Consider the following 17,549-nt stretch of genomic DNA (forward strand, 5'->3'; position numbering starts at 1 on the left):
CTCTGACGCGCTGCGTGGACGGGAACGCCGGTATACTGGAGGGAGTACAAAGGGTCGGGCGCATCGGGTGGCAGGGACGGTGCGCACTGCGTTCTGCAGTATCACCTTTCAGGAGTTCTGCCCATGACAGCACCCTCCCGTACCTCCGAAGACCGCCCCTCCGTGGCGGCATCCCCGGTCTCCGCCTGGGAGCGCATCGTCGGCATGTTCCGGCAGTACGCGCAGCTTCCCCGCCTCAGCGGCGGCTGGTACATCTTCCTCACCATGCTGGCCCGCCTCCCGCTGGCCATGCTGACGATCGGCACCATGAGTCTGGTCACCGCCGTCACGCATTCCTACGCCTCGGCCGGCCTGGCTGCCGGCGCCGTGGGCATCGGCTCCGCGGTGGGCGCGCCCTTGGTCGGCATGCTCGCCGACCGCCTGGGCCAGCGTCCCGTGCTCCTCGGCTACGCGGCCGCCAACGTCGTCTCGCTCGCTCTTCTTCTGGGGGCGTGCCTGGCGTCGCAGGATCCGTCCGTGCCGTGGATCGTGGCGGCGGCCTTCGCGGGTGGCTTCACCTCGCCGCAGGTCGGGCCGCTCTCCAGGGTGCGCTGGCTCGCCTTGATCGGCCGGAAGCGTGGCTCGCGCGCCGGCATGAACGACGTCGCGATGTCCTTCGAAGGCACCACCGACGAACTCACCTTCGTCCTCGGCCCTGCGCTCGTGGGAGTCCTGGCGGCGTTCCTCGCCCCCTGGCTGCCGCTCGCGCTCGCCGCGCTCCTCACGCTGGTCCTCGTCCCGCTCTTCGCCCTCCATCCGAGTGTCACCGCCGTCCAGGGGACGCGGAACGCGCCGGCCGGGACGACGACGGCGGAGGCCCCGGACGGCGCGGAACGGCTGCGTCTGGCGATGGTCGTCGTCGCCGTGCTGGCCATGGTCTGCATGGGCACCTTCTTCGGCGGCACCCAAGCCGCACTGAGCGCTTTCGCCGGTGAATTCGCCAATCCGGAACTCGCGGGCCTGCTCTACTCGGCGATGGGGCTCAGCTCCGCGGTCATGGCGCTGTCCATCGCCGCCTGGCCCGAGAAGTTCCGCCACGGCGCGCGATGGGTGTTCTGCGCCCTGCTCCTCACGGCGGGCAGTGCGCTGCTGCTCCTGCCGCTCACACTCGGCAGCATCATCCCCGTGCTGCTCCTGCTGGGTGTCGCGGTGGGGCCGCTCATGGTGACCGTGTTCGCCATCGGCGCCCAGGTGGCCCCCACGGCGCGCATGTCGACCGTCATGACCGCCCTCTCGAGCGGGATCGTCGCCGGAACGGCTCTCGGTTATGCCGTGGCGGGCGCCGCGGCGCAAGCCGGCGGCTCGCGTCCGGCGTTCCTGGTGTCCGGCTCGGCCGCGCTGCTGCTCATGCTGCTCGGCCTCGTGGCCGGACGGATCCTCAAGGCGCTGTCCCGCTGAGGGCTGGTTCGCCCGTGAGTACCGCTTCTCCTTGAGTGCGCTCCCCGTTGCGTGCTCAGTAGTTGCGAGTCCTGATGCACAGAACCCGCAACTACTGAGCACTCAACGCACTGGGCGTGGGGCGGCCCGGGATCAGCGGGAGAGGAACTCCAGTGCGGCTTCCTTGAACACCCGGCTGGTGACGGCGTTCGTGTGATTGCGCCCGGGGATCAGGAGCGTTTCGGCATGACCGCCCGCTCCCTCGACCAGGGCCGCGAGGGCGGGCAGCGATGCCGCCCGGGGGTCTTCCGAACCCGCCGCGAGGAGCACGTCCTGATGGGGCACGGCGTCCTCGGGGTCGAACGGCTCCACCTTGGCGGCTTCGATGAGCTGGAGGAACGCGAAGATGTTGTTGCTCGGCACGAGCTGCGCCATGGTGAGCAATGCTGCGGTCGACGCGTCGGCGATCGGAGTGCCGTCGGCGAGGTGACGCTGTGCGGCCACGACGTCGAACTCTGCGAGCGGGTCGTTGTGGCTCGGGCCGCCGAGCACCGCACGCCGGACGAGCCCGCGCTGCGTGCCGGCGATCTCCCAGCCGATGCGCCCGCCGAGCGAGTAGCCGATCACGTCCAGGCCACTGCCCGGGTCGCCATCGCGCAATGGCCGGGCCCCGACGTCGGTCACGGCCTGCAGCAGATCGGCGCGGATCTTGCCGGGGGAGTAGGAGTCCATGTCCGCGGGGGCCTCGCTGCGCCCGTGGCCCGGGAGGTCCACCGCGATGGCCCAGCGGCCGGCCTTCAGGAGGTCGCGGATCCAGCCGCTCTGGACCCAGTTGAGCTCGATGCTGGACGAGAAGCCGTGGACGAGCAGAATCGGCGGCAGCCCGGCGTCGGTCTCGCCGCGGAACACTTCGACGTTGAGCCCGGGGTCGCGTCCCTCCACGGTGTGCGGCTGATTCTGGCCTGCGTGCCGGGTCATGTCCGTGTCCCTCCTGGGTGATGTCGCGGACGCCGCGCCGGCTGCCTCCGAGGCGCCGTCGTCGGGGTCCGGGGGCCTCCTCCGGCCCGTGAAGTCACTCTACCGCTCGCGCGGGTCCGGGCAGGAGCCCTCCGGGCCATGCTTCATCCGCTTGTCCGCCCGGCCTGTGGAGGACTATCCTCAGTTATAGTCATAGTGACTTTAACTCGGTGGAGGAACCGGGAACCGGGATCGCGGGAAGGAGCGGCGATGGACCAGTGGCAGCCCTTGACGGTCCCCGTGCAGGCCAATCCGGTCGGCAATGTGGAGGAACGCCGCCTCGCGGCGCCCGGGCTGGCCATCTCCACGGTCATCTTCGCGCTCAAACCCAGTGAGACCTCCGGCCGTCCCACACTCTGGCTTCCCCTGGTCCGCCGGATCCGGGAGCCGTTCAAGGGACAGTGGGCCCTCCCGGGCGGGCCTCTCCGGCACGATGAATCGCTGCCCGAGGCGGCCTCGCGGAACCTTCTTGACACCACTGGGCTCGCGCCCCGATACCTGGAACAGCTCTACGCCTTCGGGGGCCTGCACCGTTCACCTGCCCAGCGCGTGGTGAGCATCGTCTACTGGGCGCTGGTTCAGCCGGAAGAGGCCGAACTGCCCGGCGAAGAGGAGAACGTCCGCTGGTTCCGGGCGGACAAGGTCACGGACCTCGCCTTCGACCACCAGGAGATCGTGGACTACGCCCTCTGGCGGCTCCGCAACAAGATGGAATACGCCTCGATCGCGTTCCACTTCCTCGGCGAGTACTTCACGCTCGCCCAGTTGCGGGAGGTCTACGAGGCCGTCCTCGACAAGCCTCTCGATCCCGCGAACTTCCGGCGGCACGTGACCAGCGCCGTCGGCATCGAGCCCAGCGACCGCTACCTCCAGGGCGGCAAGCACCGCCCGCCGCGCCTCTACCGCTACACCGGCCCCGCGCCGTCGAGCACTCCCCGGACAGCACCGAACACAGCAAGGAACCCCTCATGAGCAGTGTCAACGCCACCATTCAGCTCCTGACCCGCGAACAGGCCGAAAGCGCGGCGCTGTCCCGGGCCGCCGGGCAGAGCACCTGCAGCACGGAGCTGGCCAACGGGCCCTGGGAGTACGACGCCGCCGAGGCCGCGCGCGGTGTCCCCGAGTACGGGCCGGGCGCGTCTAGCGCCGACGTGGCGCCCGCGAGCACGCCCCGGCAGGGCGAGATCCCGGCCGAGTACAAGCAGGCGAGCGACGCCGAACTCGATCGCCGCATCCTGGCCGCCAAAGAGGTGCTGGGAGACCGGGCCGTGATCCTGGGACACTTCTACCAGCGCGATGAAGTGGTCAAGTACGCCGACTTCGTGGGCGACTCCTTCCAGCTCGCGAACGCCGCCCTGACCCGCCCCGAGGCGGAGGCGATCATCTTCTGCGGGGTCCACTTCATGGCCGAGACCGCGGACGTCCTCTCCACAGACCGCCAGGCCGTGATCCTCCCCAACCTGGCGGCCGGCTGCTCCATGGCGGACATGGCGGACATCGACTCCGTGCAGGACTGCTGGGAGCAGCTCGAAGAGATCTACGGCACCGCACCGGATGCCGACGGGAAGCTCCCCGTCATCCCCGTCACGTACATGAACTCCTCGGCCGCGCTCAAGGCGTTCTGCGGCGAGCACGGCGGGATCGTCTGCACCTCCTCCAACGCCGCGACGGTGCTGGAATGGGCCTTCGAGCGCGGGCAGCGGGTCCTGTTCTTCCCGGACCAGCACCTGGGCCGCAACACGGCGAAGGCCATGGGCGTGCCGCTTGAGCACATGCCGCTCTGGAACCCTCGGAAGGACCTCGGCGGCAACAGCGAGGCCACCCTGGAAGAGGCCGAGGTCATCCTCTGGCAGGGCTTCTGCTCGGTGCACAAGCGCTTCACCGTGGCGCAGATCGAGAAGGCCCGTCAGGATTACCCGGGGGTGACCGTGATCGTTCACCCCGAGTGCCCCATGGAGGTGGTGGATGCGGCGGATTCTGCCGGGTCCACCGACCACATCCGCAAGGCCGTCGCGGCCGCCACCGAGCCCACGACGTTCGCGATCGGCACCGAGATCAACATGGTCAACCGGCTCGCCGCTGAGTACCCGCAGCACACGATCTTCTGCCTCGACCCGGTGATCTGCCCCTGCTCCACCATGTACCGCATCCACCCCGCCTACCTGGCCTGGGTGCTGGAGGAACTGGTGCAGGGCCGGGTCGTGAACCAGATCGTCGTGGACGACGCCGTGCAGCAGGGCGCCCGCGTCGCCCTGGAACGGATGCTGGCGGCACGGCCATGACAGCCCGCCCGGACCTTCCCAGGGCCGACGACGCCGCCACGCCGGAGTCCGCCCCCGCGCCGTCCGCTCCAGCACTGCTCGCCCCCGCACCGTCCGCGGGCCTCGCCGTGGTGGGCGCCGGGATCGCCGGCCTCTACGCCACGCTGCTCGCCGCCGAAGCCGGAATCCCCGTAGTGCTCCTGACCCGGAGCGAGCTAGAGGCCAGCAACAGCTTCGCGGCCCAGGGCGGCATCTGCGCCGTGCTGGACGAGGCCCGCCGGGCCCCCGGGGACTCGGTGGAGGCCCACGTCCGGGACACGCTGGCCGCCGGCGCCGGGCTGTGCGATCCGGAGGCCGTCCGCATCCTCTGCTCGGGCGCCGAGGAGGACGTGCGGAATCTGGAACGGTTCGGCGTGCGCTTCGATGCCGCTGCGTCCGGCGCTCCGGCGCTCGGCCTGGAAGCCGCGCACTCACATCCCAGGATCCTCCATGTGGGCGGGGACGCCACCGGAGCAGGGATCGTCCGCGCCCTGGTGTCGGCCGTCATCGCGCAGGTGCTGGCCGGACGGGTCAGCCTGGTGGAGAACGCGTGGGTCACGGCACTGCTGACTGATGCTCGCGACGCCGGCAGGGTCCGTGGCGTCGTCTTCGAACGGGACGGCATGCGCCACGAGCTGACGGCCGAGGGCGTGCTGCTGGCCACCGGGGGAGCCGGGCGCCTCTTCGCCCGGACCACCAATCCGTCCGGGGCTCTGGGGGAGGGCGTGGGTCTGGCGCTGGAGGCCGGGGCCGTGGTCACCGACGCCGAATTCCTGCAATTCCATCCGACGGCGCTGCGGCTCCCGGGCCAGGCCCAGGACGGCTGGCTGGTGTCCGAGGCCGTCCGCGGCGAGGGCGCCGTGCTGCTGGACGACGAGGGCTGCCGTTTCATGCCGGAGTATCACCCCCAGGCCGAGCTGGCCCCTCGCGATGTGGTCTCCCGGGCGGTCGCCGCGCACCTCGCCGGGCGAGGCACCCCGGACGGCGCGGTCTTCCTGGATGCCCGGCCGATCGTGGAACGCGAGGGCCGGGGGTTCCTGGCGCGCCGCTTCCCGAGCATCAGCGCGGCGCTGGCGCTCGCGGGGATCGACTGGGAGCGCGAACCCGTCCCGGTGGCTCCCGCCGCCCACTACTGGATGGGCGGAGTCGCCACCGATCTGTGGGGCAGGACCTCTGTCCCCGGCCTCTGGGCCGCCGGCGAGGTGGCGTGCACCGGGGTGCACGGTGCGAACCGGCTCGCCTCCAACTCGCTGCTGGAAGGTCTAGTCTTCGCCCGCCGTGCCATCGAGGCGCTCGTGGAGGAGCGGGCCGGTGACGGCGGCGCCGCGGTGAACCCGTGGTCCGCTCGCAGTCTGCCGGTGGGTGCCGTGGAGCTGCCGGTGGCGACCTTCGGCGAGGACACCGAAGGCGGCGTGGCAGTGCCCGCCAGCACCGTGCCGCGCCTTGAGGCCCCCGGGCTGGAGGCGCTGCAGCACCTCATGACCGCGGAGGCCGGCATGTCCCGCACCGCGGAGGGGCTGTCCCACGCCGCGTCCGTGCTGGACGGTTGGCTCGCGCGGTCGAACACCCCGGCCTTCCGGCACAGTCTTCTCGCCGCCCGGGCCCTCGTGGCGGGAGCCCTCTCCCGCGAAGTCAGTGTCGGCGCCCATTTCCGCGCGGACTCCCCGGACGGTCGGCCCGTCGACCCCCGGCACCTCAGCTGGCGCGCCGAGCCGCGCGCCGTCGTCGTCCCCTCGCCTTCCGGAAGGATCCCCACCCCATGAACCAGACGCCGACCACCGGATTTCTGGCAGGCCCGGATGAACGGGCCCTGGACCGGGTCATCCTGACCGCGCTCGAGGAGGACGCCGCTCACGGTGATGTCACCAGCGAGGCATTCATTCCGCTGGAGGCGACCGCGCAGGCAGTGGTGCGGGCTCGCGTCCCAGGTGTACTGAGCGGAGGGCCCGTGGTGCGGCGGGTGTTCGCGCTGGTCGATCCCCGGGTCCGGGTGACCGCGCTCGTGGAGGACGGCCGGGCGTTTGCGCCGGGCGACCGCCTGGCCGTGATCGAGGGTCCGGCACGCTCGGTGCTGCTGGGCGAGCGGATCGCGCTGAACCTGATGCAGCGGATGAGCGCGATCGCCACCGCCACGCATGCCCTCGTGGAGGCCGTGGCCGGGACCCGAGCCCGAGTGGTCGACACCCGGAAGACGACGCCGGGCCTGCGGAACCTTGAACGGTACGCCGTGCGCTGCGGTGGCGGCCACAACCACCGTTACAGCCTGTCCGACGCGGTCATGGTGAAGGACAACCACCTGGCCGTCCTCACCGGCGGAGACCCCGGCAAGATCACCCAGGCGCTTCTGGACGGCAAGTCCCGACTCGGCCACACGGTGCACCTGGAGGTGGAGGTCGACGGTCTGGAGATGATCGAACCCGTGCTGGCCGCCGGCGTGGACACCATCATGCTGGACAACTTCTCGCTCGAGGACCTCGCCGAGGGCGTGCGCCGGGTGGCGGGGCGGGCGCTCGTGGAGGCGAGCGGCAACGTCCGGCTGGACACCATCGCCGCGATCGCGGCCACCGGCGTCGACATCATCTCCTCCGGAGCGATCACGCACAGCGTGGCCAATCTGGACCTGGGCCTCGACATCGACATCCACCCTCAGGGCACCCCGTGATCTACCTGGATGCGGCGGCCACCACGCCGGTCCGCCCCGAGGTCCTGCAGGCGCTCTGGCCGGTGCTGTCCGGGACATTCGGCAATCCGGCCAGCCATCACGAGGTGGGCGAAAGCGCCCGGGCGGTCCTGGAGGACGCGCGACGCCGGGTGGCCGCCGTGCTCGGCTGCCGCCCCGCGGAGGTGCTCTTCACCTCCGGCGGCACCGAAGCCGACAACGCGGCGCTGAAGGGCATCGCCCTCGCCCGCCGGGCGCGCGATCCCCGGCTCGACCGGGTCCTGATCAGCGCGATCGAACACCCCGCGGTGACGGAATCGGCGGAGTATCTTGCCAGGGTGCACGGCTTCGCGGTGGATGTCGTTCCGGTGGACCACCGAGGCGTGATCCTCGCCGAGGACTTCGCCGCGCTCCTGGGGGAACGCACGGCGGTGGCGAGCGTCATGTATGCGAACAACGAAGTGGGCACCGTTCAAGACATCCCGGCCCTGGCGGCTCTCGCGCAACAGGCCGGCGCCCCGCTGCACAGCGACGCCGTGCAGGCGGCCGGCGCGCTCCCGCTGAACGTCCGGGAGCTGGGTGTCGCGGCGCTGTCCCTCGCGGGTCACAAGCTGGGGGCGCCCAAGGGCAACGGCGTGCTGTACCTGAAGTCCCGGACTCCCTTTGAACCTCTCCTGCACGGTGGCGGCCAGCAGAGGGACCGCCGTTCGGGAACCGAGGACGTGGTGGGAGCGGTGGCGTTCGCGACCGCGCTGGAACTCGCCGAGACGGAACGCCGCACCGCGGACGGGCCTGCCGCGGCGGCTCGGCGAGACCGCTTCATCCGCGCCGTTCAGGACGCGGCCCCGGATGCGGTTCTCACGGGCGATCCCGTGAACCGGCTCCCGGGGTCGGCGTCGTTCTGCTTCCCCGGTGTGGCGGGGGAGACGGTGCTGCTCGAACTGGAGCGGCGGGGAATCGTCTGTTCGAGCGGCTCGGCGTGCGCCGCCGGGTCCAGCGAGCCGTCGGCCGTCCTGACGGCCATGGGTTATCCGGCGGACGTGGCGCTCACGGCGGTGCGCTTCAGCCTGCCGCGGGACACGAGCGACGATGACCTCGAAGTCACGGCGCGAGCCGTCGGGGAGATCCTCGGCCGTCTCGGGGTGGGCGCCGGCTGAGACCGGCTCAGGGAGGGAGCTGTCCGTTCCGTGCTCACGCGTTCCGTGCACGGCGGAAGATCCACTGCCGGAACAGGGTGAACCGGACCACCGTGGCCAGGAACCCGGCCAGGGTGGTGGTCCAGAGTTCCTCGGTGACGGTCGCCTCCGGCTGGAGCCAGTGCAGCAGGGCCAGGCTGGACGCCGTGATGACCCAGGCGATGCCCATCACGAGGAGTCCTCGTGCGTGATCCCGGGCCGCGCCCTGTCCGCCCTGGATGCGGAACGTGGCGGCGCGGTTCAGGGCCGTGTTGAGGATCGACGTCGAGACCAGAGCGAGCGCGTTGGCCCACTGGGGTCCGACGGAGGGGCGCAGCAGCGCGTACAGTCCGATCGACGCCGCCGTGCACAGCACGCCCACCACCGTGAAGCGGCCGATCTGGCCCCAGAGGCGGGAGGCCGCCGTCGTGGGTCGCGTCGCGGAGGCACCCCCGGGTTCAGCCGCCACGGCGACGGCCGCCGGCGACCCGGGTCCGGGTTCCGCGGCGGCCGTGCTTCCGACGGTCCCGGTGGTGCTGCTGCTCATGTTCTCAGTCTTTCACGGCACCCTGTGGCGTGCCGGTGGATTGCTGTGCGGTGGCTGGGGATTTCCTGGCCGGCCACCTCCGGTCGTGCGGAGGGCCGGGCCCTATTCCGGGTGCCCGAGTCCCTGCCGCAGCTTCTCGGTCAGGCGCATGAGGTCGGCCATCTCGTCCTCACTGAGCGCCGGGCCCACGACGGCGGCGATGTCCCGCACGTGCGCCCGGCCGATCTCCTTCTGCACCGCGCGGCCTTCCGGCGTGAGGCGGATCAGGATGCCCCGACCGTCGTCCGGCGCGGTCTGACGCTCGATCAGCCCACGGTTCTGCAGGCGCTCCACCAGCCGGCTCAGGCTCGACTGGCTGAGGAGCACGCGATCGTTGATCTCGTGCAGGCGCAGCCAGCCCTCCGGACAGCGGCTGAGCGTGAACAGGACGTCGTACTCCTTCACGCTGACCTTGTGGGACACGCCGACCTGCCGGAAGGCGGGAGCCTCATTGAGGCGCCGCATGACCGCCACCTGGGCCCGGAAGAGGGACTCCCAGGTGGCGGCAGCGGTGCGGACGTGCGGTGCCTTGCTCATGACGTCGCGACCTGCCCGGCCGGTTCGTCCTGTCCTGCGGCGTCACCCTCGGCCTGCTTGGCCTCCTTGGCGGCCACGAGCGAGGCGTGCGTCGGGGCGTCCGGCACGGTGGCGGGACGGCCTTCGGCGAAGCCCTTGCGGAGCTCCGGCAGGATCTCACCGAGCAGGTCCAGCTGCTCCAGGACCGTCTTCAGCGGCAGGCCGGCGTGGTCCACCAGGAAGAGCTGGCGCTGGTAGTCGCCGAAGGTCTCGCGGAAGCTCAGAGTCTTCTCGATGACCTCCTGCGGGCTGCCCACGGTGAGCGGCGTCTGCGAGGTGAAGTCCTCCAGGGACGGGCCGTGGCCGTAGACCGGGGCGTTGTCGAAGTACGGGCGGAATTCGCGGACGGCGTCCTGGGAGTTCCGGCGCATGAAGAACTGCCCGCCGAGACCCACGATGGCCTGCTCCGCCGTGCCGTGGCCGTAGTGCTCGTAGCGCTCGCGGTACAGGGCGATGAGCCGCTGGAAGTGCTCCTTCGGCCAGAAGATGTTGTTGGCGAAGAAGCCGTCGCCGAAGTAGGCCGCCAGCTCGGCGATCTGCGGGGTGCGGATGGAACCGTGCCAGACGAACGGCGCGACGTCGTCCAGGGGCCGCGGGGTGGAGGTGAAGTTCTGCAGCGGGGTGCGGAACTTGCCCTGCCAGTTGACGATGTCCTTGTCCCACAGTTCGCGCAGCAGGCTGTAGTTCTCGATCGCCAGGTTCACGCCGTCCTGGATGTTCTTGCCGAACCATGGGTAGACCGGCGGGGTGTTGCCACGGCCGAGCATGAGGTCCACGCGGCCATCGGCCACGTGCTGCAGCATCGCGAAGTCCTCGGCGATCTTCACCGGGTCGTTCGTGGTGATGAGCGTGGTGGACGTGGAGAGGATGAGCTTCTCCGTCTGCGCCGCGATGTACGCCAGCGTGGTGGTGGGGGAGCTGGAGAAGAACGGACGGTTGTGGTGCTCGCCGAGTGCGAACACGTCCAGGCCCACGTCCTCGGCCTTCTTGGCGATCTCAACCGTCGCCTTGATCCGCTCGTGCTCCGTGGGGGTGGTGCCCGTGGTGGGGTCCGTGGTGATGTCACTCACGGTGAAGATTCCGAATTGCATTGCTGCCTCCTTGGCCACGTCCAACTCTATCAAATTATATGCATTTGCATCTAATTTCACTCGTGTCAGCGCTGTAGGGTCTGGATCTATTCCCCGGGAACCGGACCCGGAACGGAATGGCCCGCCCGGGTCGCCGGCGCCCTGCCGGGGCCCGGGCGGGCCAGGTCCTGCGGTGATCTCCCAGGTCAGCCCTGGGAGAACGATCAGTCCTGCACGGCGACGTGCCGGTGGTGCTCCCGCTTCCGCTCCTGACGCCGTTCCCTCCGCCCCTCGACGAGGCGGTAGAGGACCGGCACAAGGACCAGGGTGAGGAGAGTGGAGGACACGAGCCCGCCGATCACCACGATCGCCAACGGCTGCGAGATGAAACCGCCACCGCCCGTCAGGCCGAGCGCCATCGGGGTCAGGGCGAACACCGTGGCCGCCGCCGTCATGAGGATCGGCCGCAGACGGCGGCGGGCGCCGTGTTCGATCGCATCCGCCACGGACATCGCCTCACGCCCCGGCTCGGGCCTGCGGTACTGGTTGATGAGATCGATCAGCACGATCGCATTCGTGACCACGATGCCCACGAGCATGAGCATGCCGATCAGGGACGGCAGACCGAGCGGCACACGGGACACGAGGAGCAGCCCGATGGCGCCGGTCGCGGCGAACGGGATCGACACGAGCAGGATGAGCGGCTGGATGAGGGACTTGAACGTCGCCACCATGATCACGTAGACGATCGCGACGGCGGCCAGCAGTGCCAGCCCCAGCTGGCGGAAGGAGTCGGCCTGCTGCGTCGTCGCGCCGCCGACCGCCGCCGTCGTGCCGGCCGGGAGGCTGATGGACGCCAGACGCTTCTGCACCTCCGTGCTGACCGCGCCCAGGTTACTGCCGTCCGGGGTGACCGAGACGACGGCGGTGCGCTGACCGTTGCTGCTGGTGATGCTGGACGGCACGCTGACCTGCTTGACGTCGGCCACCGCGGAGAGCGTCAGGGGAGTGCCCGGGATCTTGCTGTCCTTGAGCTCCTGGATGCTGCGGAACGGCTGGGCCTCGCCCACGCGGACGGAGTAGTCCGTGACGCCGAGGCGCAGCTTCACATCGAGCGGAGGGTTCGACGCGCTGGCCAGCAGGCCGCCGATCTGCTGCTCCGAGAGGCCCAGCGCCGCGGCCTTCGCCCGGTTCACCTCCACCTGGACCACCGGGTAGGAGGCGGCGAGGTTGCTCGTGACGGAGGTCGTGTTGGGCACGTCGCCGAAGGCCGTGACGAGCTGCTGGGAGGCCTTGGCGAGGGCGTCCGAGTCGCCCGAACGGATGGTCACGTCGACCGTGTTGGAGCTGCCGAAGCCGCCCTGTTGCGAGCCGATCGTGAGCTTGCCCGCGTCCTTCAGGTCGTCGAGCTTGGCCCGGGTTGCGTCCTGGAGCTTGAGCTGGTTCTTCTTCTCGTCCGTGGTCACGGTGAAGTTGGCGTCGGAGGAGCCGCTGGAGACCATGGCGCCGTAGCCGGTCCCTGCGTTGCCGAGGATGACCTGGACGTCCTTGATCCCATCGACGTCCTTGAGCGCGCTCTCCACCTTCGCCGCGGCCTTGCTGGAATCGTCCAGCGTGGTGCCCGCGGGCAGAGACTGCCGGACGGTGAAACTGTTCTGGCCCGAGTCGCCCAGCAGGTTGGTGGGCAGCAGCGGCGTCATGGCGAAGGTCGCCACCAGGATCACGACGGCGGAGACCAGGGTGATGACCGGGTGCCGTTGCGTGGCGTGCAGGACGGGGACGTAGCCACGGGCGAGCCACGAGCGCTCCTCCTTGGCGTGGGCTTCCCGCTCGATCTCCGCCTGCTCACGGCCCTGGACGTTCCCGGACTTCAGGAACCAGTACGCGAGGACGGGGACGATCGTGAGGGACACGAAGAGAGAGGCGAGCAGCGCGATGGTGACCGTGAGCGCGAACGGCCGGAACAGCTCGCCCGCGATGTCGCCCACGAACGCGATCGGCAGGAACACGGCCACCGTGGTGAGGGTGGAGGCCGTCACGGCGCCTGCCACTTCACGGATGGCGGTAAGGATGGCCGTCTTCTTGTCCTCGCCGTAGCTGAGGTGCCGCTTGATGTTCTCGATCACCACGATCGAGTCGTCCACCACGCGTCCGATCGCGATCGTCAGGGCGCCGAGGGTCAGGATGTTCAGGGAGTACTTCGCCGCCCCGAGACCGATGAACGTGATGAGCAGCGAGAGCGGGATCGAGATGGCCGTGACCAGCGTGGACCGCACGGAGAGCAGGAACAGCAGGATGATCACCACGGCGAATCCGAGGCCCAGAAGGCCTTCCGTGGTGAGGTCCTTGATGGACTTCTCGATGAAGGGCGCCTGGTCGAAGACCGAGGTGAACTTGGCGCCGTGACCGAGTTCGTCCTGCAGGGCCGGGATCGCGTCCCGCACCGCGTGGGAGAGCGCCACGGTATCGGCTTCGGGCTTCTTCGTGACGGAGAGCGCGAGCGTCTGCACGCCGTTGGTGCGCGTGATGGAGGTGGCGGGGTTGTCCTTGAGCTGGACCTGGGCGATGTCGCCGATCGTGGTCGGGGTGTTCGCGCCCGTGAGCGGGAGCGCCTTCACGGCGTCCAGCGTGTCGACGCGCGTGCCGACCTGTAGGGACAGCTCCTTGCCCTGCTCGGTGATGGTCCCGACCGGGATGACCGAGCCGTTGTCCTTGAGGGCCTGCCGGATCGACTGGGCGCTGAGGCCGCGCTGGGCGAGCGCTCCGGCCTGGGGCAGGATTGAGACGTACTGACCGGTGGCGCCGCTGACTTCGGCGCCGCGCACGCCGTCGAGCTTGAGCAAGCGCGGCACGCTCAGGCGGTTCAGCTGTTCGCTGAGCACGCTCAGCGGCTGGTCCGAGGACACGGCCAGGTAGACGACCGGGAAGTCGTTGATGTTGCCGGCGTAGGACTGCGGGTCGACGTCGGCCGGCAGGTTGCGCTTGGCGCTGGAGATCGCGCGGTCCACCTGGTTGCGGGCCCGGTCCAGATTGGTGCCGTAAGCGAACTTGAGGCTCACCGTGGAGACGCCGCTGCGGGAGGTGGAGGTGGTCGACTCGACCGCTTCCACACCGCCCAGAGCCTGCGACAGTGGCTCGCCGACCTGCTTGTCCACCACTTCGGCGGAGGCACCCGGCATGGTGCTGAGGACGGAGATCTGGGGGAACTCGATCGACGGGATGAGCTCCTGCTTGAGGGAGCCCATCGTGATGACGCCGAACACCGCGGCGAACACCGTGATCAGCGCGATCAGGGCCCTGTTGGCGAGGGAGAGCTGGGAGAGGCGGAACACGGTACTCCTTGAGCAGGAACGGTCAGTGCGGGACTCGGCCGTGAATGCAGAGAACCCCCGCCACAGGGCGGGGGTTCATCACGGGTTCAAGGACCCGTGCTGCCAAACACTGTTGCTGAGGGCAATCTTACTGTGCGGTCCTGACGGTATTCGCCTCGTCCAGCTGGAGCACGGTCGCGGTGTGGGTTGCCAGCTCACGGGCGAGTTCCGGGTTGTCGTTCAGGCGCACGCCATAGCCGGGGAGCATCTCCTTGATCTTGCCCTCCCAGCCCTTGAACTGCGCGGGGAAGGAGCGCTTGAGGAGCTCGAGCATGATCGGCACCGCGGTGGAGGCTCCGGGGGAGGCACCGAGCAGGGCGCCGATCGAGCCGTCGCGGCTGGTGATGACCTCGGTGCCGAACTGCAGGGCGCCGCCGCGCTTGGGATCCTTCTTGATGATCTGCACGCGCTGGCCTGCCGTGATGAGCTCCCACTTGTCGCCGTCGGCTTCGGGGTAGTACTCGCGCAGGGCCTCGACCTTGGCGCCGTGGCTCTTGGTGACCTCCTTGACCAGGTACGCGACCAGGTCCAGGTTGTCCTTGGCGACGCCCAGCATGGGCACGATGTTGTTCGGGCGCACGCTGCCGGGGAGGTCCCAGTAGGAGCCGTTCTTGAGGAAGTTGGTGGAGAAGCCGCCGTACGGGCCGAACAGCAGGGAGCGCTGGCCGCCCACGTAGCGGGTGTCGAGGTGCGGCACGGACATGGGCGGGGCGCCCACGGAGGCCTGGCCGTAGACCTTGGCGTTGTGCTGAGCGGTGACGGTCTCGTCGGTGCAGCGGAAGAACTTGCCGGACACCGGGAATCCGCCGTAGCCCTTGGATTCGGGGATGCCGGAGGCCTGGAGCAGGTGGAGTGCGCCGCCGCCCGCGCCCACGAAGACGAACTTCGCCTTGACGCTGCCGCGCTCGTTGGAGCCCAGGTGACGGGTGGAGACTTCCCAGCCGCGGCCGAAGGACAGCTTCTCCAGGTCGGTGACGTCGTGGAAGTAGTTGACCTCGACGCCGGAGCGCTCCAGGTATGAGGTGAGCTCGCGGCTCAGGGCGCCGAAGTCGACGTCGGTGCCCTCGGCCACGCGGGTGGCGGCGAAGCGGCCCGGCTGACGGCCCTCCATCACCAGGGGTGCCCAGCCCCCGATGGTCGCGGCGTCCTCACTGTGCTCCATGGTGGAGAAGAGCGGGTGGGGCTTGAGGGCCTCGTAGCGCTTCTTGAGGTAATCCGAGTGGTCGTCGCCGAGCACGAAGCTCATGTGCGGCACGGTGTTGATGAAGCCCTTGGGGGAGCCGATGAGCTGTTCGGAGACCAGGTGGGACCAGAACTGGCGGGAGAGCTGGAAGCCCTCGGCGATGCCGAGCGCCTTGGCCGGGTCCACGGAGCCGTCCTTGGCCTGCGGCATGTAGTTCAGCTCACAGAAGGCGGAGTGGCCGGTGCCCGCGTTGTTCCAGGGATCGGAGCTTTCCAGGCCCGCCTGGTCGAGGCGCTCGTAGAGCACGATCGACCAGTCCGGCTGGAGCTGCTTGAGGAACGCACCGAGGGTGGCGCTCATGATGCCTCCACCGATGAGGACGACGTCGGCGGAGGAAGTCTTGGAAATGAAGGTCACGGTGAACTCCGATTGCAGCAACATTGGGCAGTAGCAGAATATCCCCTGGCGGTCTCTATCAAAAATTGCCCCTGGGAGTTATCCTTTGAGTTTTACCTTCGAAAAGACTTCGTTCAGAACGGGGGACGAAGGGTAGCTCACCACGCGGTCCGACATCGCCAGAGCCGAGATCGGATAGGCGATGGGCAGGGCGGGCAGCGCCTTCGCGATCCGCTCGTTGATGGAGCGGTAGAGCGTGGAGCGTTCGTCCCCGTCCGGGAGGGTGCGGGCACGTGCGATGTCCTTGAAGACGTCCGCGTCGGTGTAACCGAACTCACTGCGCGTGGAGCCGAAAAGCGGCGAGAGGAAGTTGTCCGGATCGGCGTACGAGCCGTTCCAGCCGAACAGGTGAAGGCCGTGGTTTCCCGCCGAGGTCACCTTCTGCGCGTAGCCGTCCGTCCAGGGGACGGGCACCGGCTTGATCACCAGGCCGACGGCGGTCAGCTCGCGGGCGATCTCGGCGTAGACCTTCTCCGGAGACGGCAGGTACGCCCGGGTGACGTTGACCGGGTAGTAGAACGGGATGGGCTTGCCGTCGTAGCCGGCCTCTTTGAGGAGGGCCTTGGCCTTGTTCGGGTCGTAGCCGAGCGCCGGGGCGCCGTTGTTGAAACCGGACAGCCGCGGCGGGACGAACTGCGTCGCCTGGGCGGTGCCATCCAGGTAGAAGCGCCGCACGATCGTGTTCTTGTCCACGGCGTACTCGATGGCCTGCCGGACCTTGAGATTGTTCAGCGGGGCCACGGACTGGTTCATGCCCAGGTACATCACGGAGAAGGGGTCGCGCTGGACCACCTGCTGACCCTTCTTGACCAGGGCCTCCATGGTGTCCACGGTGATGTTGTCGTAGGCGTCGATCTCACCCTTGTCGAGGGCTTCGCGGCGCACCTCGGGGTGCGAGATGACACGGAACGTCACGGTGCCGATCTCGCCACGGTCGCCCCAGTACCGCGGGTTGGCCTTCAGAGTGACCTCGGAGTCGTCCCAGGACGCGAACTGGAAGGGCCCGGTCCCCACGGGGTGGGTGCCATAGGCGGACACCTTCGTCCCGGCCTTGGTCTGCGTGAGGGCGTCGGCTTTGCCCTCGGTGAGGGCCTTGGGGGAGGAGATCGCGAGCGACGGCATCGTGAGCGACTGGAGGAAACCGGTGAAGGGTTCCGCCAGATCGATCGAGACGTGATGGGCGTCCTTGGTGGTGCAGCCCCGGTAGATCGATTTGGCCGGTTCGTCCGAATAGCCGCGGAAGATCGTGCCGAAGGTCGCGCTGCTCTCCTTGCGGAGGGCCGGGCTCAGCTTGTACCAGCGCTGGAAGTTGGCGCAGACGGCCTGGGCGTTGAAGGGGGTCCCGTCCTGGAAGCTCACGCCCTGGCGGAGGGTGAAGTCGTAGCGCAGACCGTCGTCGGACGCCTTCCATTCAGTGGCGAGGGACGGCGCGGGCTTGCCCGTGATGGCGTCGACGGTCAGGAGACCCTCCAGCACTTGCCGGGTCACCCGGTAGGACTCCAGATCGGAGGTGAGCGCCGGGTCGAGGCCCACAGGCGGCGCCGGAGTTCCGAAGCGGAACGCCTTGGTGGGGGCGGCGGAGGAGCTGATGCTCGGCTCGGGCGTCGTGGTGGGCGTACAGCCACTGAGAAGGACGACGGCGGCGCTTGCGGCCGCCAGCAAGCGCCGCGCGCGCGGGACACGGACGGAGCGGGCTGGTGCCACTGGCTTCATCACCTCACGTGTGGAAAGGCCGCCGGC

General features: G+C 69.4%; 13 protein-coding genes. 6 read left to right on the forward strand and 7 right to left on the reverse strand.

The window, feature by feature from the left end; translation table 11 throughout:
* The first annotated feature begins 123 nt into the window (after window positions 1-123).
* Entirely contained in the window at window positions 124-1,437 is a 1,314-nt protein-coding gene (locus AB6732_RS03800; RefSeq protein ID WP_370958439.1) for an MFS transporter, read from the forward strand.
* Window positions 1,438-1,569: 132 nt separating this feature from the next.
* On the opposite strand, the gene AB6732_RS03805 is transcribed toward AB6732_RS03800, so the two are convergent.
* Complete coding sequence (locus tag AB6732_RS03805) at window positions 1,570-2,394, reverse strand: alpha/beta fold hydrolase (protein WP_370958441.1); 825 nt, start codon at window positions 2,392-2,394, stop codon at window positions 1,570-1,572.
* Between the two features lie 249 nt (window positions 2,395-2,643).
* Between AB6732_RS03805 and AB6732_RS03810 the strand changes: the two genes are divergently transcribed.
* The 5 genes from AB6732_RS03810 to AB6732_RS03830 are packed head-to-tail and all read left to right on the forward strand — an operon-like array spanning window position 2,644 to window position 8,549.
* Window positions 2,644-3,405 (forward strand): NUDIX domain-containing protein, encoded by a 762-nt coding sequence (locus tag AB6732_RS03810; protein WP_370958443.1) that lies wholly within the window; start codon window positions 2,644-2,646, stop codon window positions 3,403-3,405.
* Window positions 3,402-4,715 (forward strand): quinolinate synthase NadA, encoded by a 1,314-nt coding sequence (gene nadA, locus AB6732_RS03815; RefSeq protein WP_370958445.1) that lies wholly within the window; start codon window positions 3,402-3,404, stop codon window positions 4,713-4,715. The genes AB6732_RS03810 and nadA overlap by 4 nt, the downstream gene beginning before the upstream one ends.
* Window positions 4,712-6,496: an L-aspartate oxidase gene (locus tag AB6732_RS03820; RefSeq protein WP_370958447.1), complete on the forward strand. Its 1,785-nt coding sequence runs from the start codon at window positions 4,712-4,714 to the stop codon at window positions 6,494-6,496. Before nadA ends, AB6732_RS03820 begins: the two co-directional genes overlap by 4 nt.
* Window positions 6,493-7,395, forward strand: a complete 903-nt coding sequence (gene nadC / locus AB6732_RS03825) for a carboxylating nicotinate-nucleotide diphosphorylase (RefSeq protein ID WP_370958449.1) — start codon at window positions 6,493-6,495, stop codon at window positions 7,393-7,395. Before AB6732_RS03820 ends, nadC begins: the two co-directional genes overlap by 4 nt.
* A complete protein-coding gene (locus tag AB6732_RS03830; RefSeq protein ID WP_370958451.1) occupies window positions 7,392-8,549 on the forward strand; it encodes a cysteine desulfurase family protein in 1,158 nt (385 codons plus the stop codon). The genes nadC and AB6732_RS03830 overlap by 4 nt, the downstream gene beginning before the upstream one ends.
* A 34-nt stretch (window positions 8,550-8,583) precedes the next feature.
* Here AB6732_RS03830 and AB6732_RS03835 read toward each other — a convergent pair whose 3' ends face one another.
* The 6 genes from AB6732_RS03835 to AB6732_RS03860 all read right to left on the reverse strand — a co-directional run bounded on the left by AB6732_RS03835 (window position 8,584) and on the right by AB6732_RS03860 (window position 17,522).
* Window positions 8,584-9,114, reverse strand: a complete 531-nt coding sequence (locus AB6732_RS03835) for a GtrA family protein (RefSeq protein ID WP_370958453.1) — start codon at window positions 9,112-9,114, stop codon at window positions 8,584-8,586.
* Window positions 9,115-9,216: 102 nt separating this feature from the next.
* Entirely contained in the window at window positions 9,217-9,690 is a 474-nt protein-coding gene (locus AB6732_RS03840; protein ID WP_307497382.1) for a MarR family winged helix-turn-helix transcriptional regulator, read from the reverse strand.
* Window positions 9,687-10,820: an LLM class flavin-dependent oxidoreductase gene (locus AB6732_RS03845; RefSeq protein WP_307497380.1), complete on the reverse strand. Its 1,134-nt coding sequence runs from the start codon at window positions 10,818-10,820 to the stop codon at window positions 9,687-9,689. The genes AB6732_RS03840 and AB6732_RS03845 overlap by 4 nt, the downstream gene beginning before the upstream one ends.
* 203 nt (window positions 10,821-11,023) lie before the next feature.
* On the reverse strand, window positions 11,024-14,131 hold the full coding sequence (locus tag AB6732_RS03850) for an efflux RND transporter permease subunit (RefSeq protein ID WP_370958456.1): 3,108 nt from the start codon (window positions 14,129-14,131) through the stop codon (window positions 11,024-11,026).
* A 127-nt stretch (window positions 14,132-14,258) separates the two neighbouring features.
* Entirely contained in the window at window positions 14,259-15,770 is a 1,512-nt protein-coding gene (locus tag AB6732_RS03855) for a malate:quinone oxidoreductase (RefSeq protein ID WP_370958458.1), read from the reverse strand.
* Window positions 15,771-15,848: 78 nt separating this feature from the next.
* The gene (locus AB6732_RS03860) at window positions 15,849-17,522 is read right to left on the reverse strand and encodes an ABC transporter substrate-binding protein (RefSeq protein ID WP_370959587.1); all 1,674 of its coding nucleotides are present in this window, start codon (window positions 17,520-17,522) and stop codon (window positions 15,849-15,851) included.
* Window positions 17,523-17,549: the final 27 nt, after the last annotated feature.

This window comes from Arthrobacter sp. RCC_34 (assembly GCF_041360795.1).
Taxonomy (GTDB): Bacteria; Actinomycetota; Actinomycetes; order Actinomycetales; family Micrococcaceae; genus Arthrobacter_E.